At 64.1% G+C, this 18,655-nt stretch carries 15 protein-coding genes and 1 pseudogene; 11 read left to right on the top strand and 5 right to left on the bottom strand.

Features of this window, described 5'->3' with window-relative positions; genetic code table 11:
• Positions 1-89: 89 nt before the first annotated feature.
• Both AC3WJP_RS23970 and AC3WJP_RS23965 read right to left on the bottom strand, forming a co-directional pair.
• Positions 90-530: a type II 3-dehydroquinate dehydratase gene (locus AC3WJP_RS23970; protein WP_493723018.1), complete on the bottom strand. Its 441-nt coding sequence runs from the start codon at positions 528-530 to the stop codon at positions 90-92.
• Positions 527-1,894, bottom strand: coding sequence for an MFS transporter (locus AC3WJP_RS23965; protein WP_493723017.1), 1,368 nt, complete (start codon positions 1,892-1,894; stop codon positions 527-529). The genes AC3WJP_RS23970 and AC3WJP_RS23965 overlap by 4 nt, the downstream gene beginning before the upstream one ends.
• A 144-nt stretch (positions 1,895-2,038) precedes the next feature.
• Here AC3WJP_RS23965 and AC3WJP_RS23960 point away from each other — a divergent pair, with 144 nt between their 5' ends.
• Entirely contained in the window at positions 2,039-2,923 is an 885-nt protein-coding gene (locus AC3WJP_RS23960; RefSeq protein WP_493723016.1) for a LysR family transcriptional regulator, read from the top strand.
• A 971-nt stretch (positions 2,924-3,894) separates the two neighbouring features.
• Here the strand turns inward: AC3WJP_RS23960 and AC3WJP_RS23955 are convergent.
• A complete protein-coding gene (locus tag AC3WJP_RS23955; RefSeq protein WP_493723015.1) occupies positions 3,895-4,752 on the bottom strand; it encodes a LysR substrate-binding domain-containing protein in 858 nt (285 codons plus the stop codon).
• A gap of 264 nt (positions 4,753-5,016) precedes the next feature.
• Between AC3WJP_RS23955 and AC3WJP_RS23950 the strand changes: the two genes are divergently transcribed.
• The 10 genes and pseudogenes from AC3WJP_RS23950 to metC all read left to right on the top strand — a co-directional run bounded on the left by AC3WJP_RS23950 (position 5,017) and on the right by metC (position 15,570).
• Entirely contained in the window at positions 5,017-5,856 is an 840-nt protein-coding gene (locus AC3WJP_RS23950) for a transporter substrate-binding domain-containing protein (protein WP_493723014.1), read from the top strand.
• A gap of 22 nt (positions 5,857-5,878) precedes the next feature.
• Positions 5,879-6,715: a transporter substrate-binding domain-containing protein gene (locus tag AC3WJP_RS23945; protein ID WP_493723013.1), complete on the top strand. Its 837-nt coding sequence runs from the start codon at positions 5,879-5,881 to the stop codon at positions 6,713-6,715.
• Positions 6,712-8,130, top strand: coding sequence for an FAD-binding oxidoreductase (locus AC3WJP_RS23940; protein ID WP_493723012.1), 1,419 nt, complete (start codon positions 6,712-6,714; stop codon positions 8,128-8,130). The genes AC3WJP_RS23945 and AC3WJP_RS23940 overlap by 4 nt, the downstream gene beginning before the upstream one ends.
• The gene (locus tag AC3WJP_RS23935; RefSeq protein WP_493723011.1) at positions 8,127-9,341 is read left to right on the top strand and encodes an aminotransferase class I/II-fold pyridoxal phosphate-dependent enzyme; all 1,215 of its coding nucleotides are present in this window, start codon (positions 8,127-8,129) and stop codon (positions 9,339-9,341) included. Before AC3WJP_RS23940 ends, AC3WJP_RS23935 begins: the two co-directional genes overlap by 4 nt.
• The gene (locus AC3WJP_RS23930; protein ID WP_493723010.1) at positions 9,338-10,063 is read left to right on the top strand and encodes an amino acid ABC transporter permease; all 726 of its coding nucleotides are present in this window, start codon (positions 9,338-9,340) and stop codon (positions 10,061-10,063) included. The genes AC3WJP_RS23935 and AC3WJP_RS23930 overlap by 4 nt, the downstream gene beginning before the upstream one ends.
• Positions 10,053-10,733 carry an amino acid ABC transporter permease gene (locus AC3WJP_RS23925; RefSeq protein WP_493723009.1) on the top strand — a complete coding sequence of 227 codons (681 nt, stop codon included), beginning with the start codon at positions 10,053-10,055 and terminating at the stop codon, positions 10,731-10,733. Before AC3WJP_RS23930 ends, AC3WJP_RS23925 begins: the two co-directional genes overlap by 11 nt.
• Positions 10,723-11,541 (top strand): amino acid ABC transporter ATP-binding protein, encoded by an 819-nt coding sequence (locus tag AC3WJP_RS23920; protein WP_493723008.1) that lies wholly within the window; start codon positions 10,723-10,725, stop codon positions 11,539-11,541. The genes AC3WJP_RS23925 and AC3WJP_RS23920 overlap by 11 nt, the downstream gene beginning before the upstream one ends.
• A 42-nt stretch (positions 11,542-11,583) precedes the next feature.
• Positions 11,584-12,174, top strand: a complete 591-nt coding sequence (locus AC3WJP_RS23915; protein ID WP_493723007.1) for a cysteine dioxygenase family protein — start codon at positions 11,584-11,586, stop codon at positions 12,172-12,174.
• Positions 12,171-12,821 (top strand): glutathione S-transferase family protein, encoded by a 651-nt coding sequence (locus AC3WJP_RS23910; protein ID WP_493723006.1) that lies wholly within the window; start codon positions 12,171-12,173, stop codon positions 12,819-12,821. The genes AC3WJP_RS23915 and AC3WJP_RS23910 overlap by 4 nt, the downstream gene beginning before the upstream one ends.
• Positions 12,822-12,854: 33 nt before the next feature.
• Positions 12,855-15,570 (top strand): annotated as a pseudogene (gene metC / locus AC3WJP_RS23905) (cystathionine beta-lyase).
• 223 nt (positions 15,571-15,793) lie between these two features.
• On the opposite strand, the gene AC3WJP_RS23900 reads toward metC, so the two are convergent.
• Both AC3WJP_RS23900 and AC3WJP_RS23895 read right to left on the bottom strand, forming a co-directional pair.
• Positions 15,794-16,972 (bottom strand): alpha-hydroxy acid oxidase, encoded by a 1,179-nt coding sequence (locus AC3WJP_RS23900; RefSeq protein WP_493723005.1) that lies wholly within the window; start codon positions 16,970-16,972, stop codon positions 15,794-15,796.
• Positions 16,969-18,546 carry an ABC transporter substrate-binding protein gene (locus tag AC3WJP_RS23895; RefSeq protein WP_493723004.1) on the bottom strand — a complete coding sequence of 526 codons (1,578 nt, stop codon included), beginning with the start codon at positions 18,544-18,546 and terminating at the stop codon, positions 16,969-16,971. Before AC3WJP_RS23895 ends, AC3WJP_RS23900 begins: the two co-directional genes overlap by 4 nt.
• Positions 18,547-18,655: the final 109 nt, after the last annotated feature.

Here is an 18,655-nt window from a genome sequence, read left to right as displayed (position 1 = left end):
ACGAGTGTCTCTACATAGCCAAGGCAGGGCGGTGTTCCAATCCCACCACCTTGCCCGCGGAATGACTAATTTTCTTGTTGGTTTCTCCATCACTCCTCCAACAACCCCGCCACCGCCCGCAACGCCAACCCATACCCCTTGGCCCCCATCCCGCAGATCACCCCATCCACCACCGTCGACATGATCGAATGCCGATGCAGTTCATCCCTTGCATGAATATTCGACAAATGCAACTCCACCACCGGCGCCTCTATCAGCTTCAGCGCATCCAGCACCGGGATCGAATGAAACGACAACCCCGCCGGATTGATGATCAGCGGCGCGCCGCATTCGAACGCCTCCTGAATCCAGTCGACCATCACGCCCTCGTGATTGGTCTGGCGGAATTCGCAGCTCAGGTCCAGGCTATCGGCCGTGCGCTCGCACAGCTGCTGAATCTGCGCCAGGGTGGTGTGGCCGTAGATATGCGGCTCGCGGCGTCCGAGGGTGTTGAGGTTGGGGCCGTTGAGGATGTACACGGTCTTCATCATGGCTGCTCGACGATGGTGGAGGTGGACAGGTTCAGGGGGGTGGCGGGTGCCTGCTCGGTGACGCGATCAAGGTCGACGCCGCGGGTTTCCGGGCCGATGGCGATCATCGCCAGGGACAGCAGATTGATCACCGCGCACAGGCCCACCAGCGGCCAGGGCGAGTTGCCCGATTGGCTCATGAGCCACACCGCGACCATCGGCATCGGCCCGCCGACCAGCAGATTGGCGCCAGTGTAGGCCAGGGCCGAGCCGGAGTAGCGCACCTGGGTGGGGAAGGCTTCGGCGAAGGCCACCGGCTGGATGCCGCTCTGAAATTGGGTGAAGCCGAGGAACAGGCCCATGATCGCCATGATGGCGACGGTGTTGCGGGTGTCGAGAATCGGGAAGTACACCAGCATGATCGCCAGGGTCATGCATGAGCCCAGCATCAAGGCTTTGCGCCGGCCCCAGCGGTCCGACAGGTAGCCGCCGGCCAGGGCGCCGACGATGGCGCAGAGGTTGGCGACCATCAGCGCGCTGAAGCCCAGCGACTGGCTCAGGCCCAGGTGCTTGGTGAGGTAGCTGAGGGTGAAGATCACGATCAAGTAGAACAGCGCCGCCGGCGAGCAGAAGAACAACATCAGGCGCAGGATGGCCTTGCGATGGCTGCCCAGCGCTGCCTTGAGCGGGCTGCGTTCCTTCTTGATCGGGGTTTGCTTGAGCGCCACGAAGGCCGGAGTTTCATCGACCTTGAGGCGGATGAAGATGGCCACCAGCACCAGCACGAAACTCATCACGAAGGGGATGCGCCAACCGAAGCTCTCGAACTGCTCGGCGCTGAGCAGCCCGGCCAGCGTAAGCAGCACGGCGTTGGCGAGGATCTGGCTGAGCGGCGAGCAGATGCCCAGCAGCCCGGAGTAGCGGCCGCGGCGATCAGGGCTGGCGTGTTCCAGCGCCATCAGTTGTGCGCCAGTGGATTCGCCGCCGAGGGCGAAGCCCTGGATGATGCGCAGCACCACCAACAGGATGGGAGCCCATACGCCGACCTGGTTGTAGGTGGGCAACAGGCCCATCAGCACCGAGGCCAGGCCCATCAGCGTCACCGTGGCGAGCATCAGGCGCCGACGGCCGAGTTTGTCGCCCAGGTAGCCGCAGGTGATCGCCCCCAAGGGGCGCGCCGCCAGGCCGACGCCGAAGGTCGCGAGCGAGGCCAGCAGGCCGGCGGTAGGCTCCATGGCCGGGAAGAACAACTTGGGCAGGATGGTCGCGGACACGGCGCCGTAGAGGGTGAAGTCGAACCACTCCAGGGCCGTGCCGAGGGTGGCGGCGGTCACGGCCTTGCGCGACATGCGCGAGTCGTGGGGTGTTGCGGACGAAGTGCTCATGCTGGGCCTCGTTATTGTTGTTATGACGGTGACGATAGCGGCGCTGGGCGGGCTGTCGACCTGAGTAGACAGTACGCCTGCGAGAGTAGAATATAATTATCGAAAACCCGATAAATCGATAAGCCCGCCTTATAGCAGAGCCTCATGGAACTACGACATCTGAAGGCCTTCACCGCAGCGGCCGAGCTGCAGCATTTCAGCCGCGCCGCCGAGCAGCTCGGCGTCGCGCAACCTGCGCTGAGCCAATTGATCCGCACCCTCGAGCAAGAACTGGGGCTGGTGCTGTTCAAGCGCCAGAACCGCGGCGTGGTGCTGACGGCCGCGGGCCATGCCTTTGCCCCGCATGCCCGCCAGGCCATAGCCTCGAGCGATCTGGCGGTGGCGGCAGCGCGCCAGGCCCGGCGAGGTGAGGTCGGCGAGATCAAGCTTGGCTATCACTCCGCCTTGCTGGAGCCGAACCTGCCGCAACTGCTGCGCCATTACTTCACCGCGTTCCCAGGGGTGCAGGTATCACTGGTGGACGCTGGCATCCGTGCGCAGTTCGAGCAGTTGCTGGGCCATGAGCTGGACCTGGGCTTCGCCCGGGTGTTCAAGGATCACCTGCCCGAACGCCTGCGCACCCACAGGTTCAGCCAGTGCCCGTTGGTGCTGCTGGTGCCGGACAACCATGGCCTGATGGACGGCTTCAGTGGTGAGCTGGCGAGCCTGCGTGGCGAGCGCTTCGTGTTCCTCCAGGACCCGACCGGCATCGGCCTGACCTCCCATACCCTGCAAGCGTGTCGACAGTATCAGCTGCACCCTCAGGACATCCTCCATGTGCCTTCGCTGATGAGCATCCCCGGGCTGGTGGCGGCGGGGATCGGCATCAGCATCGTGCCCCAGACCCTGGCGCAACTGAGCATGCCGGGCGTGCATTTCATCGAGCTGCCGCAGCCGGAGATGGTCAGCGAGCTGTCGCTGATTTCCCGTATCGATGAGCGATCCAGTGCGGTGATGCACTTCATTGCCGAGGCACATGGATGGGGGTAGGGCTTCAGAGTCCCTGACTGCCCCGAATCAACTCATAGGCCTTCTGCAACAGCGCGTTCACTTTTATCCATCTGGGACCTTTACCGGATCAGGTCCAGCAAAAATAAAGGCAGTTTCAATATTGCAATAGATTTATTTGTAAGTAATGTAAAGACTGGATGATGGTTGATTCGTAAGTTGTGTAAATCCACAGTTCGAAACGCCTATCATTTGGGTGCGGAAATATTTTTTATCATTTTAATGCTTTCGGATTTTCCATGGTTTGATAACTTTCGGCATCGGAGCTTACTCGGGCGTGTGGCGAAATCTTGTGAGCGTTCGATAGATTTAGAGAGAAATAATATGGCAACGGATTTGATCCGAAACAGCTTGTTTTTTGAACTTGAAATTCTACGGCGGCATGATGTTCAATACGGCAGGGTCTTGAATTATCGGTCTTGGGGTATCCTGTGGTTGTTCTTGTGGCAATGATAATAATTGTAATGGCAGCGACCTTTATGTGTTGGGAAGGTTGCACTCGAAAGGCGAAGGTCGTTGGTGTGATGATGCCCGAAAGCGGAATGCTGCGAATTGTATCTGGTGGAGTCCGTGTGATTACCGAAGGGGGTACTGTGGACGGTCAGGATGGGATAAGGAGCTATCCACTATTTGCTGTCTCGAACCGACGAGCCAGAGCATCCGGTGAAACTCGGCAAAAAATCGTCAGTGGCTTCAGTCAAAGGTGGATTCCTTATGTCTAATGATTGGTATGAGGCGCTATTGACCGCTTTTAGAATAGCGATTGCTTTAGCGGTGTTACACGGATTGTATTGGCTGTTATGCAGGCTGCGAAAAAGAACCTACGATGGCAGGAAGAGCGTGATTGTTTTTTATATTTTAATGATGCTGTCTTCCTGCGTTGCCAATCTCACCAGGGCTTAACGGCATTGATGTCCTTGGGCTCGTGTGCATTACCTCCGCCGATCCAACGCCTACAAACCCTGACTGCCCCGAATCAACTCATACGCCTTCTGCACCAGCGGATTCACCGCATTGCGCCGCACCCACAGGTAATAAGTCACGTCCGGCAGGCGCGGCAAGCCATCGCTCTCGCCGAGCACGCGCATGTCCGGGCCGACCATCTCCATGCTCCGTGCCGTCACGCCCAGCCCGGCCCGCACCGCCGCCTTGATGCCGATCAGGTTCGACGCCAGATACGCCTGGCGCCAGGCGATGTCGTGTTCCTCCAGGGCCTCCAGCGCAATGCGCCGGTAGATGCTCGGTTCATCCACCAGCACCAGCGGCAGGGGTTGCAGTGGGTCGTGCTGATACTGCGCCGCGCAGATCCACCACACCGGCGAGGTGCGCAGCGCGAAGCCCTGCAGGGCGGGATCGGTGCGCGTGGAGATGATCATGTCGACCTTGCCGCGGTGCAGGTCGTCCATCAGGAAGGGGCTGCGCCCGACGTCGATTTCCAGCCGCAGGTTGGGCGCCGAGCGGGCGATATGGCTGAGGATCGGCGGCAGTATGGTGTCGGCGATGTCGTGGGGCGAGCCGATGCGCAGCATGCCGCTGAGGCTGTTGTCGCGCAGGCGATCGAGGATGTCGTCGTTGAGCGCGAGCATCTGCCGGGCATGGCGCAGCAACTGGCGGCCGGCCTCGGTCAGAGCTTTCTGGCGGCCTTGTTTATGGAACAGGCTGACGCCGATCTGCTGTTCCAGGCGTTGCATGTGCTGGGTAACGGACGATTGCGTGCGCCCCAGGTGCTGCCCGGCCGCGCCGAAACTGGCTTGGTCGGCCACGGCGACGAAGGTTCGCAGGAGTTCGAGTTCAAGGGTCGATTGGGTCATGGTCGTTGTCGCTACGCCGGTTCAAAGCACCACAAAGGTTAAGGGTTCCAAGCGAAAGCATTAAAAATCATTATGTATTTCGAAGTAAAGCGCCTTGGCGATAAAGATTGAGTCCCGTGTTTACGTCGATTTAAGCCAAGTCGCGCTGGCCGCTGATTTTTAAGTTATAACAATATTAGATATTTGAATTTCCTTACCTCACGCCAACTCCCTAGCATGCCCCACCATTGCGCCGCCTTTTGCGGCAGGTAAGGGGAATTCATCATGTCGTTACCGTTCAAGGCTCGTACGCAGGTGTTGGGTGCGCTGGTCGCTGCCGTGACGCTGAGCGTCAGCGTGACTGCCCATGCCGATGCCACGCTGGACAAGATCCAGGAGCGCCACAAGGTGGTGGTGGGTGTGCTGCTCTCGGGCGGGCCGTTCGGGGCGATCGATCCCGCGACCCAGAAGCCCGTCGGGCTCAATGTCGACATGGCCAACGACCTGGCACGCCAGCTGGGCGTCGAGGTCGAGCTGGTCTCGGTATTGCCGGCCAACCGCGTGCAGTTCCTGCAACAGGGCAAGGTCGATCTGCTGATCGCCAACATGGAATGGACCGCCGAACGCGACAAGATTCTGGGCCATGTGCCGACGCCGTTCTACACCGTGGGCGGTACCGCACTGGTACGCGCCGACAGCCCGTATCACGCCTGGGCCGACCTCAAGGGCCAGCCGGTGTGCATCTCCCAAGGCAGCAGCTACATCCCGGCGATCACCCAGCTGGGCGGCGAGCTCAAAGCCTTCAAGGGCTCGGCCGAATCGCTGCTGGCATTTCGCGGCAACAACTGCGTGGCTGCCGTTCACGACGCCACGCTGATCAACCCGCTGCTGGCCCGTGGCGATGAATGGCAGGGCTACCGCGCGATCACCCCAGAGCTCAACCCGGCCCCCTCGGTGATTTGGACCCGCCCCGGCGAAACCGACACCCAGGCGCGCCTCGACCCGATCGTCAAAGGCTGGCACCGCAGCGGCTGGCTGATCGAACACGAGAGCAGCAATCACATCACCCCGGCCTCGCCAACGCTGGTCAAGCTGCATAAAGAGCTGAGCGCCGAAGGCGCCTGATCACTCCCTTAAGGACCTGATGATGAAAACCCCAATCGCCGCCGCCCTCGCAGTGCTCTGCGGCCTGAGCCTGAGCGTCGCCCACGCCGATGCCACCCTCGACAAGATCCAGCAACGTCAGCAGATCAGCGTGGGCGTGATGCTCACCGGCGCGCCATTCGGCACCATCAACCCGCAGACCCGCGAGCAGGAAGGCTACAACGTCGAACTCGCCAAGGAGTTGGGCAAGCGCCTGGGCGTGGCCACCGAGACGGTCTCGGTGCTGGCCCCCAACCGCGTGCAGTTTCTGCAGCAGGGCAAGGTCGATGTGCTGATCGCCAACATGCAGTACACCGACGAGCGCGCGCAGATTCTCGACTACGTCCCGACCCCTTATGAGCAGGTCGGCGGCGCCGCGATCATCCGCAAAGGTGCCGGCATCAAGAGCTGGGCCGACCTCAAGGGCAAGCCGGTGTGCGTGTCCCAGGGCAGCAACTTCATCGAGCCGCTGCAACAACAGTACGGCGCGCAGATCAAGGCTTTCCGTAGCCAGTCCGAGTCGCTGCTGTCGTTGCGCGGCAACGGCTGCGTGGCCGCGGTGCACGTCAGCCCGACCATGCATGGCCTGCTCGACAACGCCGAATGGGCCGATTACGAAATCCCGCTGCCCACCGACCTGATTCCGTCCGACTCGGTGATCTGGGTGCGCAAGGGCGAGCACGACACCCAGGCGCGGATCGACGCCATCGTGCGTGACTGGCACCGCTCCGGCTGGCTGATCGAGCTGGGCAACCGCACCGGCATGCATCCTTCGGCGGCGCTGCTGGCCCTGCACGAAAAATACAAGGACGCCGCGCCATTGCAGGCAGCTGCGCAATGAGTTTGTTCGCCACCCTGCAAGCGCTGCTCGGCGAGCGCTACGTGCAAGCCGACGACAGCAGCTTCTCGGTCCTGAGCGACAAGCACCGCCAGTACCATGGCCGGGTCGCCGCCATCGTCCATCCAGGCTCCACCGAAGAGGTGGCCGCCGTGGTCCGCGCTTGCGTGGCCTACTCGGCGCCGGTGGTGGTGCAGGGCGGCAACACTGGCTTGATGGCCGGCGCCACGCCGGACGACAGCGGCCGCTCGGTGCTGCTGTTGCTCGACCGCATGAACCGCATTCGTGAGGTCGATACCGATAACGACACGCTCACCGTCGAAGCCGGTTGCATCCTCGCCAATGTCCAGACCGCCGCCCGCACGGCCGGGCGCCTGTTCCCCTTGAGCCTGGGCGCCGAAGGCAGCTGCACCATCGGTGGCAACCTCGGTACCAACGCCGGCGGCACCGGGGTGCTGCGCTATGGCAACACCCGCGAGCTGACCCTGGGCCTGGAAGTGGTCACCGCCGAAGGCCAGATCTGGCACGGCCTGCGTGGTCTGCGCAAGGACAACACCGGCTATGACCTGCGCGACCTGTACATCGGCAGCGAAGGCACTCTGGGCGTCATCACCGCCGCCACCCTCAAGCTGTTTCCGCTGCCGGAATCGCGCTGCACCGCCTTCGTCGCCTTCCCGGACCTGGCCGCGGCGGTGGGCTTTCTGTCCCATGCCCGCAGTGGTTTCGGTGCCAGCCTGACGGCGTTCGAATTGCTCTCGGCGGCCTGCCTGACCCTGCTGCAACAGCAGTTTCCCGACGCGGTGCTGCCGTTCGGTGAACGCTCGCAGCCCTGGTACGCCCTGATCGAGCTGTCCCATCCGCAAGCCGAAGACAGCGCCCGCACGCTGTTTGAAGCAGTGCTCGGCAGCGCGCTGGAAAGCGAACTGATCGCAGACGCGGTGATCGCCCAGAGCCTGGCCCAAAGCGAGGCCATGTGGCAGCTGCGCGAGAACATGAGCGAGGCCCAGGCCCGGGCCGGACGCAACATGAAGCACGACATCTCGCTGCCGGTCTCGCGCATCGTCGAGTTCGTCCAGCACACCGACGCCTTGCTGCAGCAGCACTTTCCCGGCGTGCGCAACTTTACCTTCGGCCATCTGGGCGACGGCAACCTGCACTACAACGTTGCTCATCCACTGACGTCCAGCGTTGCCGAGCACATGGCTCACTACGCCGAACTCAGCCAATACGTGCACGACAGCGCCCACGCCTTTGGCGGCTCGATCAGCGCCGAGCACGGCGTCGGCCAGCGCAAGCGCGACCTGCTGGCGCGCTACAAAAGCCAGGTAGAGCTCGACCTGATGCGCCGCATCAAGCAGGCCCTCGATCCCCACAACCTGCTCAATCCCGGCAAAGTGCTGCCGCTGGAGGCCTCATGAGTCTGCAACTGTCCCAACGGGTCCGACGGGTGACGCTGTCGGCCAACGCCGCGGCTAAATCGCGGGTCACCGAATTGCGCGAAGCGGGTCGCGACATCCTCGACCTGACCACCGGCGAGCCGGATTTCGACACCCCCGAGCACATCAAGCAGGCCGCCTACGCCGCCATCGAGCGCGGCGCCACCAAATACACCGCGACGCCGGGCGTCAAGGCCCTGCGCCTGGCCATCCAGCGCAAGCTGCAAGACGAGAATGGCCTGAGCTATGAGCTGGGGCAGATCGTCGTCGCCAACGGCGCCAAGGGCATCATCTTCAACGCCTTCGCCGCGACCCTGGATGACGGCGACGAAGTGCTGGTGCCGGTGCCGTACTGGCCGACCTTCCCGGACAGCGTGCGCTTCAACGGCGGCGTGCCGATCCTGCTGGAATGCCCGCTGGAGCAAGGCTGCAAACTGACCCCGGCGCAGCTCGAAGCCGCCATCGGCCCACGCACCCGCTGGCTGATCCTCAACAGCCCGAGCAACCCCAGTGGCGCCGTCTACAGTGCCGCCGAACTGGAGGCGCTGGCGGTGGTGCTGCGCCGTCATCCGCAGGTGCTGGTGCTGCTCGACGAGCTCTACGAACACATTCGCTTCGACGGCGGCCAGCCGCTCAACCTGCTCAACGTCGCCCCTGATTTCAAGGCGCGCAGCCTGCTGGTCGGTGGCGTCTCCAAGACCTACGCCATGACCGGCTGGCGCATCGGCTTCGGCGCCGGCCCGCAAACACTCACCCAGGCCATGGCCGTGGTGCAGTCGCAGTCGGCCTCGGGGGCTTCGTCGGTGGGGCAGGCTGCGGCCTTGGCGGCTTTCGAGAGCGGACTGGATTTCCTGCAGCCACAAGTGGCCGCCTATCGTCAGCGCCGCGACCTGCTGGTGCAGGCGCTCAGTGGTGTCGAAGGCTTGCAGGTGCTCAAGCCCGAAGGCGGCTTCTTCGTGTTTATCCGCTGCGCCGACTTGATCGGCCGCCGCACCCCGGACGGCCAGCTCATCGGCAGCGATGGCGACCTGGTCGACTGGCTGCTGGAGGAGGGCGTGGCCGCAGTGGCGGGCAGTGCGTACGGCCTGTCGCCGTGGTTCCGCCTGTCCATCGCGACCGCGACTGACAGCGTCGTCGAGGCCGGCAACCGTATTGCCAGCGCCTGCGCCAGGCTGCGCGGGGCCGCTGCATGATGCAAGGGTTCGTCGATGGGGCCGCCAAGCTCGGCCTCAACTATCAGTTTTTGCTCGACGCCTACCAGCGCGGCAGCCTGGTGGAGGGGGCGGTAACCTCGCTGTGGCTGTGCCTGCTGACCATCATCGGCAGCCTGCTGGTGGGTGTCGCCCTGGCGGCGGCGTTGACCAGCGGCCGGCGCTGGCTGGCAGTGCCGGCGCGGGTGTTCATTGAAGTGACCCGCAACACCCCGACGCTGGTGCAGCTGTACTGCGCGTTTCTGGTATTGAACATGCTGCTGACCCAGGCCGTGGGCGCGGCCAACCCGCTGACGCCGTTCGCCTGGGTGGTGATCGTCATCTCCTTGCACAAGGGCGCGTTCCATGCCGAATCCCTGCGCGCGGGCATCGAAGCGGTGCCGGCGGTGACCCTCGAAGCCGCCAGTTCGCTGGCCTTCGATCGTCGTCAGCTGCTGTGGAACGTGCAGCTGCCGCTGGCGCTGCGCTTCGCCTTGCCGGCGCTGGTCAACAACCTCATCGACCTGGTGAAGATGACCGCCGTGGCCTCGGCCATCGCCGTCAACGACGTCACCTACGCCTCGATCATGATCTGGACCCAGAGCGACAACGTCATCGAACTGATGATCCTTCTGCTGGGCTTCTTCGGCTTGCTCAGCTTCGCGGTCAACTGTGTCGGTCGCGCCCTGGAAACACGCCTGAGGATGCCTGGCTATGGTCACTGAAATCTTCGCCGCACTGTGGCAATGGTCGCCGGCCCTGGGCATCGGCCTGTTGCAGAACATCCTCATCAGCATCACCGCCATCGCCCTGGGCACCCTGGCCGGGCTGCTGATCGGTGCCCTGGCCATGTCGCCGCTCAAACCGCTGCGCTGGGCCGCCAAGGTCTGGGTGCAGGTGTTTCGCAACGCGCCGTGGCTGGTGCTGATCTACTTCACCACCTACGTGTTCCCCTTCGAGATCCACGTGGCCGGTCAGTACCTGCCGTTCCCTGACTGGCTCAAGGTTACCGTCGGCCTGGCGCTGCCGGCCAGCGCCAACGTCGCCGAGATCTTCCGCGGCGCCATCGCCTCGATTCCCAGCACCCAGTGGGAAGCGGCGCGCTCGCTGGCCTTCGATCGCGGTCAGATTTTCCGTTCGATCATCCTGCCGCAGTGCTTCAAGCGCATGCTGCCGCCGTGGATGAACCTCTACGCGGTGGTCACCATGGGCACGGCGCTGTCGTCGCTGGTGGGCGTGCACGACCTCATCGACACCGCGCAGATCGCCAGCAATACGGTCAACCTCACCGGCTTCACGGTGCTGATCTACTTCAGCCTGCTGGCGCTGTTCTTCGTGTACTGCTATCCGATTTCCCGACTGACCCAACGCCTGGAGCGCCGCTATGCCTTCTGAACCCCTGATCAGCCTGCGCGACGTGCAACTGGCGTTCGGCGACAACCGCGTGCTCAAGGGCATCGATCTGGATGTCCGGCGCGGCCAGGCGGTGTCGATCATCGGTCCGTCGGGTTCGGGCAAGTCGACCATCCTGCGCTGCATCACCGGCCTGCTGCGCCCCCAGGCCGGCACCTTGCGGGTCGCCGACACCGCAGTGCACAGTCTGAGCAGCGAGGCCGAGTTCATCAGCCTGCGCAAGCGGGTCGGTTTCGTTTTCCAGCAATACAACCTGTTCCCGCACCTGTCGGTGCTCGAGAACCTGGTGATCGCGCCACGCAAGGTGCTCGGCCGCAACCGCGCCGACGCCGAGCGCGAAGCCCGGCAACTGCTGGCCAAGGTGCGCATGGAGCACAAGGCCGATGCCTATCCAGGGCAATTGTCCGGCGGACAGCAGCAACGGGTCGCGATCGCCCGCGCCCTGGCCATGCGCCCGGAGCTTATCCTGTTCGACGAAGTGACCTCGGCGCTCGACCCGGAGACCGTCGGTGAGGTGCTCACGGTGATCCGCGAGCTCACCGAAGAGGGCATGACCTGCGTGCTGGTCACCCACGAGATGCGCTTCGCCGAAGAGATCAGCGACGTGGTGTATTTCACCGAAAACGGCCTGATCACCGAGTTCGGCAGCGCCGAGCAGATTTTCCAGTACCCGCAAAACGAGCGGACTCAGGGGTTTCTGCGTCATGCCCTGGGCGAGAGTGGCCGTCGCCACGCCAAGCCCGGGCCCGATGTGTTCAGCAACCTGAGCCGCTACAGCATCTCCGTTTGACCGTGCGTTTCCAACCAACAGCCTGCCAAAAGAGACCTCATCATGTCCGCTGACTCCGTTGTGCAATCGTTCCTTGAAAAAATCCGGGTGATCCATCAACGCGGCGTCGACCGCGAAGCGCTGAAAGAGATCGTCAGCCTGCTCGAAGGCCTGGCCGCACGCCGCGAACTCTTCAACTTCGAGCGTTTCCCGGCGCCCACCGAAGCGCAGGGCACCACGCAGTTCCGCTATCGCCTCAACGACGACGGCGAAACCCCGACCCTGTACGTCAATTCGCTGCTGCCGGGCAAGAGCACCATCCCCCACAACCACGAGACCTGGGCGGTGATCGTCGCGATCGAAGGCCAGGAACTCAACGAAGTCTTCCGCCGCGCCGACGACGGCAGCGATCCGACCCGCGCCGATCTGCAACTGGAGCAAAAAGTGATAGTGCAGCCGGGTACCTCGATCTCCTTCCTCGGCGAAGACCTGCACGGCATCCGCGTCGACGGTGAGCATGCGACCTTGCACTTCCACCTGTACGGTCGGCCGCTGGAGTCGCTGGAAAACCGCTACGGGGTCAAGGACGACGGTACCGTGGTGCTTTACAACAAGTCGCAGATGACCCCGTCGATCGAGGCCTACGGACTGTGATCGACCTCTACTACTGGCCCACCGCCAATGGCCTGAAAATCGGCATCCTGCTGGAAGAACTGGGCGCGCAGTACCGCCTGATTCCGGTCAACATTCGCACCGGCGAACAGCGTCAGGACAGCTTTCAGCGCATCAGCGCCAACGGCCGGATCCCGGCCATCGTCGATCATGGGGCGGCGGGCGAGCCGTTGAGCCTGTTCGAGTCCGGGGCCATTCTCAACTACCTGGCCGAGCAGGCCGGGCGCTTTGTGCCAGCCGCCGGCAGCGTCGCGCGCCAGCGCGTGCAGGAGTGGCTGTTCTGGCAGGTCGGTCACGTGACGCCGTACCTGAGCCAGTTGCAGGTGTTTCGCGAAAAGGCGCCGGAGCCGATCCCGTTTGCCCTCGAGCTGCTGCAAGGCGAGGCCAGGCGCTTGTACGGCGTGCTGGAGCGGCGCCTGGCCGAGCAGCCATTCGTGGCCGGCGAGTATTCCATCGCCGACATGGCGATCTTTCCGTGGATCCAGCCGGCGCGCCAAGGCATCGCGCTGGCCGAGTACCCACATATTCACGCCTGGCGCGAGCGCCTCAAGGCGCGGCCAGCGGTGCAGCGTGCCTATGCCAGTGGCGCCACGGTGGCGGCTGGCGAGCGTTCGCTGGTCCTTGAGTAACAATTTTTTCCATTCAGTTTCGACGGTACTTTCATGAGCCAGACCCTTACCTGCGCGCAACTCAAGCAATGGCTGTTCGACGGACAGGAAATCGCCCTGTTCGACGTGCGCGAGCACGGCCAGTACGGCGAAGCGCATCTGTTCTACGGCGTTAATCTGCCCTACAGCCGGCTGGAAATCGAAGCACCGCGCCTGGCCCCCAACGTCAATGTGCGGCTGGTGGTCTATGACCAGGACGGCGGTGCGCTGGCCCAGCGTGCGTTGGCGCGCCTGGCCAGCCTCGGCTACCACAACAGCTGGGCGCTGGAAGGCGGCGCCGAGGGTTGGCAGGCTGCCGGCAATCAGCTGTTCGCCGGTGTGCACCTGCCTTCCAAGGCGTTTGGCGAGATCGTCGAGCATGCTTGTCACACTCCCCGGGTGACCGCGCCCGAGCTGTTGCAATGGCAGCAGCAGGGCATGCCGCTGGTGGTGCTCGACGGCCGGCCGCTCGACGAGTTTCGCAAGATGAACATCCCGGGCGCCGTGTGCTGCCCGAACGGCGAGCTGAGCTATCGCCTCGAAGATCTGGTCAGTGACCAGCAGACGCCAATCGTCATCAACTGCGCCGGCCGCACTCGCAGCATCATCGGCGCCCAGACGCTGCTCAACCTGGGCATCAAGAACCCGGTCTATGCCCTGGAAAACGGCACCCAAGGCTGGTTTCTCGCGGATCAGACGCTCGAACACGGCAATCAGCAGCACTACCCGCAACGCGATGGCGTGACCGTCGAGCAGTTGCAGCGTGCTCGGCAACTGGGCGAGCGCAGCGGGGTGCAGTGGGTGAGCGCCGAGCAGGTGCGTGAATGGGCCGACGATGCCCAGCGCAGTCTGTTTCTCGGCGACGTGCGCACGCCGGAGGAATTCGCGGCGGGCAGCCTCGCCGGTGCTCAGCACACCCCGGGCGGGCAATTGATTCAGGGCACTGACCTGTATGTGGGGGTGCGCAAGGCGCGCATCGTGCTGTTCGACAGTGATGGCGTGCGAGCTCCGGTGGTGGCCAGCTGGCTGCGGCAATTGGGGCATGAAGCCTATGTGCTGGAGGCTGGCCTCGATAGCGGTCTGGCGTTGCCGATTTCGGCTGATGTGGCGGTGGATCTGCCGATCGCGTCGGCGGCCGAGCTGGGCGCCGCGCGGATCATCGACCTGCGCCCCAGCACACACTATCGCCAGCGTCACCTGCAGGGCGCGCAGTGGGGGATTCGTCCCTCGCTGGCCGAGCAGGTCGCCGATGAGTCGCGGCCCTTGGTGCTGCTGGCGGACGATCCACGGCTAGCGCAACTGGCCGCCAGCGAGCTGCCAGCGGCCCAGCGCGAGGGCGCACGGTTGTTGCTGGGCTGGAAAAAACTCGATCTGCCACAGGTCGAAAACGACCTGTCGCTGACTGACGCGCAGTGCATCGATTTTCTCTTCTTCGTCCATGATCGGCATGCCGGCAACAAAGAGGCTGCGCGCCAGTATCTGGCATGGGAAACCGGCCTGATCGCGCAGATGACCGCCGAGGAAATCGCCAGCTTCAAACCGTTGCAAACCGCTCACGGGGTGCAGCATGACTGAGCAACCCTTGCGTACGCGTTTGATCCATGGCGGTCGCGGGCCTCGCGGCGCCGGTGCGCAAGGGGTCAACCCGCCGCTGGTGCGCTTGAGCACCGTGCTGTTCGACAACCTGGCGCAGATGCGTGACGCCCGTGCCCGGCGCGATCAGGAGCGGGTGCTCAGCTATGGCGCCCGTGGCAACCCCACGGCCTATGCGCTGGAAGACCTGGTCACGGATCTCGAAGGCGGCTATCGCAGCAAGTTGTTCGCCACGGGCCTGGCGGCGATCGCTCAGGCCTTTCTGGCCTATCTGCGCCCTGGCGATCATGTGTTGATCACCGACGGCGTGTATGGACCGGTGCGGCGCCTGGCGCGGGATTTTCTGCTGCCCTTCGGCATCGAGGTCGATTATTACCGGGCCGACGGGCAGGGGCTGGCCGAGGCGTTCAAGGCCAACACGCGGATGGTCTATGCCGAGTCGCCGAGTTCGTTGCTGTACGAGCTGGCCGACTTGCCGGCGATTGCGGCGCTGTGCAAGGCCAAGGGCGCCTTGCTGGCAGTGGACAACACCTGGGGCAGCGGCTACCTGTATCAGCCGCTGGCGCTGGGCGCCGACATTTCGATCATGGCGTTGACCAAGTACCTGGCTGGCCACAGCGATGTGGTGATGGGCAGCGTGTGCACCACCGAAGCGGCGTTTGCGCCGTTGTCGCGAATGAGCGACACCTTCGGCAATACCGTCAGCCCGGATGACGCCTGGCTGGTGCTGCGCGGTGCGCGGACCCTGGCCAGTCGCATGGAGGTGCATGAGCGTCAGGGGCTGGAAGTGGCTCAGTGGCTGCAGGCACGGCCGGAAGTGGCCCGAGTGTTTCATCCGGCGCTGGTCTCCCATCCGGGGCATGAGCTGTGGAAACGTGACTGCGCGGGCAGCAATGGCTTGCTGTCATTCGAGTTCGCCGAGCCGGGGCTGGCACGGGCAGAGGCGTTTATCGACGCGCTGCAGGTGTTCGGACTGGGGGCTTCGTGGGGCGGGTATGAGAGCCTGGTGACCCTCGCCGATCTGGGCGACCGGCACTTTGCGGTAGCGACACAGGGGGCGGTCGTGCGCCTGCATATCGGCCTGGAAGACCTGACCTCACTGACTGCCGATCTGCAACGCGGCTTCGCCGCCATCTGAACAAAAGCAACCCTGTAGCGAGGGGGCTTGCCCCCGATCGCGGTGTGTCAGATAAATCAATGTGGCTGACACACTGCCATCGGGGGCAAGCCCCCTCGCTACAGGATGCTGGTTTCAATCACTCACCCCTATGCGCCACTGCTTCGGCGGCAGGCTCCCACGGGATTGAGCGGTACACCTGTGGGAGCAAGGCTTGCCTGCGAAGGGGCAGTCATGATCGCCATCATCGATAAACCAAGCCGAAGTCTTGCAGGCAATGGGCGTTGATCGCCGCCAGATCCGGCGTGCCGGCAAACGCCATGCAGCGGTCCAGCTCCTCCTGGAAAAACGTCAAGCTGCGCAAGCCTCCCGCTTCGCCACCGGCTGCCAGGCCATACAGCGTGGCGCGGCCAAGCAGCACTGCCTCGGCGCCCAGGGCCAGTGCCTTGAACACATCGCTGCCGCGCACAAAGCCGCTGTCTACCCACACCGGGCAACGCCCGGCCACGGCCGCCACCACCTGCGGCAGCAATTGCGTGGGGCTCACCGCGCTGTCGACGTTGCGCCCCCCGTGGTTGGAGACAATGATCGCGTCCGCCCCGGCCTGCACCGCAGCCAAGGCGTCCTCGACGCAACCGATGCCCTTGATGATCAGCGGCCCGGACCAGCGCTTGCGCACCTGGGCGACCGCGCGCCAGTCCGCCGACTCGTCACGTTTGACTGGCGCCCAGCGCTGCTTCTGGCGCCCGGCCACGCTGTTGCGCATGCCCTGCGGATAGTTCTCGAAACGCGGCATGCCGCCATTGGCCAGGTAGCGGCCGATCACCCCAAGAGTCCAGCGCGGATGAAGCGCGAAGTCGAAGACATTGCGCCGGTTGACGGTCACCGGCACGCTGAAGCCATTGCGCGAGTTGTATTCACGGTTGGGCGACACTACGGTGTCGACGGTGAGCACCAGCGCATCGAATCCGGCCGCCCGCGCGCGGTCGATCATGGCATCGCTGATTTCCTGTTCCGGCGACAGGTACAGCTGGAACCACAGCTGTCCAGCGCAGGCCGCACGCACCTCCTCCAGCGGCGTGATCGACGACATCGCCAGCACATAGGGCACCCCGGCCGCCGCCGCAGCTCGCGCCAGTTGCGCCTCGCCCTGGTACCAGAGCAGCCCGGCGGCGCCGGTGGGGCCGACGATCAGCGGCAGTTTTTGCCCTCTGCCGAGCAGCGTCGTCGAGGTGTCGCGGCGGCTCACATCGGTGAGCACCCGCGGCTTGATCTTGATGCTGTCGAGCACCGCGCGGTTGTGCCCCAGGCCCACTTCGTCCTCGGTGCCGCGGGCGACGAACTCGTACACCCCGCGCGGCAGGCGCTGCTTGGCCAGGCGCCGCAGGTCGTCGATATTGCAGGTACGCTCCAGTGTCTTCATGGCTTGATCCATACGTTCTTCAGCGACGACAAGGCCGCATCGGGGGCCTGCGAGACGCCGCCCAGGCGCTTGGAATACACCGAAAAGTTCTGCATCTCGAACAGCGGCAGCACTGGCAGATCGGTCTGGGCGATACGCTGGAATTCATGGAAGCTGGCCACCCGCTGCGGGCCATCGCCTTGCACCTGCAGCGCCTCGATCACCTGATCCATCTGCGCGCTGTGGTAGTTGGAGGCGTTGACCCAAGGAATCCCGGCCTTGGCGGTCTTCGACCAGTACTGGCGCAGCACGCCCATCTGCGGATCGGAGTAACCCGAGAACTGCCCGCCATCGATGTCGTAGTCATACTCGCCGTAGACCTTGCGCAGGAAGCTCGGCAGGTCCTGGTTGCGCACCGTGGCCTCGATGCCGACGCGCTTGAGGTTCTGGCGCAGGTACTCGTCGGTGTTGGCGAAGGTGTCGTTGAACGGCTGGTGATCGAGGGTGATCTTGAAGCGCACGCCGTCGGCATGGCGTGGGTAACCGGCCTGGTCGAGGAGTTTTTCCGCCAGCGCCGGATCGAAGCCGTACTGCGGCAGGTCCGGGGCATGGAAGCGCGTCACCGCCGAGATGATCGGGCTGTCCGCCGGCTTGCCGAAACCGTACCACACGGTATCGATCAGGCCCTGGCGATCGATGGCGTGGGCGATGGCCTGGCGCACCTTGAGGTTGGCCAGTTCGGGCCGGCGCAGGTTGAACTCGATGAAGTAGTAGGGCGCCTGCCATTCATAGCCATGGGTGTCGACGGCCAGGTCCGGCAGCGCCTTGAGCCGTTGCACATCGGCCAGCGGCACCGGGTTGTAGGGCGCGTACAGCACCTCGCCGGTCTCCAGGGCGGCGGCGCGCGAGGCCGCATCGGGGATGATACGGAATATCAGCTTGTCCACCAGCGGCTTGCCGGCGTCCCAGTAATCGGGGTTCTTTTCCAGGCTGATGAACTGCCCGCGTTGCCACTCCTTGAAGCGGAACGGGCCGGTGCCGATGGGCTTGACGTTGTAGGGGCTGTTGGCGATGTCGGTGCCGGCGTACAGGTGTTCAGGCAGAATCTGCGCCTCCACGGCATTGACCGCGCTGAAGATCACCGGTGAAGGATGATCGAGCTTGAGGATCACCGTGTAGTCGTCCGGGGTGTCGACTTCGCGCACGGCGGCAAAGGTCACGCGGCCACGGGCGTGGAGTTTTTTCCAGACTTCTTCGAGGCTGAACTTGACGTCGGCGGAGGTGAACGGCTGGCCGTCGTGCCACTTCACGCCGTGGCGCAGGTGGAAGGTGATGGTCAGGCCGTCGGTGGAGGTTTCCCACGAGGTGGCCAGTGACGGCTGCGGGTTGAACTGCGCGTCGTAGGTCACCAGGCCGTCGAAGATGTTGCTCGAAACCACGCCGTTGGCATAGGTGTTGTTGATGGCGCTGGTCATCGCCGTAGGTTCGGGCTGCACGATGGCGGTAAGGGTGCCACCGGCGCGCGGCGTATCGGCCACGGCCGGCCCGGCCAGGCAGGCGAGCAGGGCGATGGAGCTGAGCAGGGTTTTAAGCACGATGAAGCGACTCCGGATCAATGCACACCACCGTAGCGAGGGGGGGGGGGGGGGGGGGGGGGGGGGGGGGGGGGGGGGGGGGGGGGGGGGGGGGGGGGGGGGGGGGGGG

The sequence above is a fragment of the Pseudomonas sp. GW821-FHT01A09 genome (assembly GCF_058986725.1).
This window is presented reverse-complemented; position numbering and strand designations above follow the sequence as displayed.

What these genes read in the sequence shown, in the direction of transcription:
- AC3WJP_RS23970 (WP_493723018.1), bottom strand. Translation starts at nt 530, where the DNA reads ATGATGAAGACCGTGTACATCCTCAACGGCCCCAACCTCAACACCCTC.
- AC3WJP_RS23965 (WP_493723017.1), bottom strand. Translation starts at nt 1,894, where the DNA reads ATGAGCACTTCGTCCGCAACACCCCACGACTCGCGCATGTCGCGCAAG.
- AC3WJP_RS23960 (WP_493723016.1), top strand. Translation starts at nt 2,039, where the DNA reads ATGGAACTACGACATCTGAAGGCCTTCACCGCAGCGGCCGAGCTGCAG.
- AC3WJP_RS23955 (WP_493723015.1), bottom strand. Translation starts at nt 4,752, where the DNA reads ATGACCCAATCGACCCTTGAACTCGAACTCCTGCGAACCTTCGTCGCC.
- AC3WJP_RS23950 (WP_493723014.1), top strand. Translation starts at nt 5,017, where the DNA reads ATGTCGTTACCGTTCAAGGCTCGTACGCAGGTGTTGGGTGCGCTGGTC.
- AC3WJP_RS23945 (WP_493723013.1), top strand. Translation starts at nt 5,879, where the DNA reads ATGAAAACCCCAATCGCCGCCGCCCTCGCAGTGCTCTGCGGCCTGAGC.
- AC3WJP_RS23940 (WP_493723012.1), top strand. Translation starts at nt 6,712, where the DNA reads ATGAGTTTGTTCGCCACCCTGCAAGCGCTGCTCGGCGAGCGCTACGTG.
- AC3WJP_RS23935 (WP_493723011.1), top strand. Translation starts at nt 8,127, where the DNA reads ATGAGTCTGCAACTGTCCCAACGGGTCCGACGGGTGACGCTGTCGGCC.
- AC3WJP_RS23930 (WP_493723010.1), top strand. Translation starts at nt 9,338, where the DNA reads ATGATGCAAGGGTTCGTCGATGGGGCCGCCAAGCTCGGCCTCAACTAT.
- AC3WJP_RS23925 (WP_493723009.1), top strand. Translation starts at nt 10,053, where the DNA reads ATGGTCACTGAAATCTTCGCCGCACTGTGGCAATGGTCGCCGGCCCTG.
- AC3WJP_RS23920 (WP_493723008.1), top strand. Translation starts at nt 10,723, where the DNA reads ATGCCTTCTGAACCCCTGATCAGCCTGCGCGACGTGCAACTGGCGTTC.
- AC3WJP_RS23915 (WP_493723007.1), top strand. Translation starts at nt 11,584, where the DNA reads ATGTCCGCTGACTCCGTTGTGCAATCGTTCCTTGAAAAAATCCGGGTG.
- AC3WJP_RS23900 (WP_493723005.1), bottom strand. Translation starts at nt 16,972, where the DNA reads ATGAAGACACTGGAGCGTACCTGCAATATCGACGACCTGCGGCGCCTG.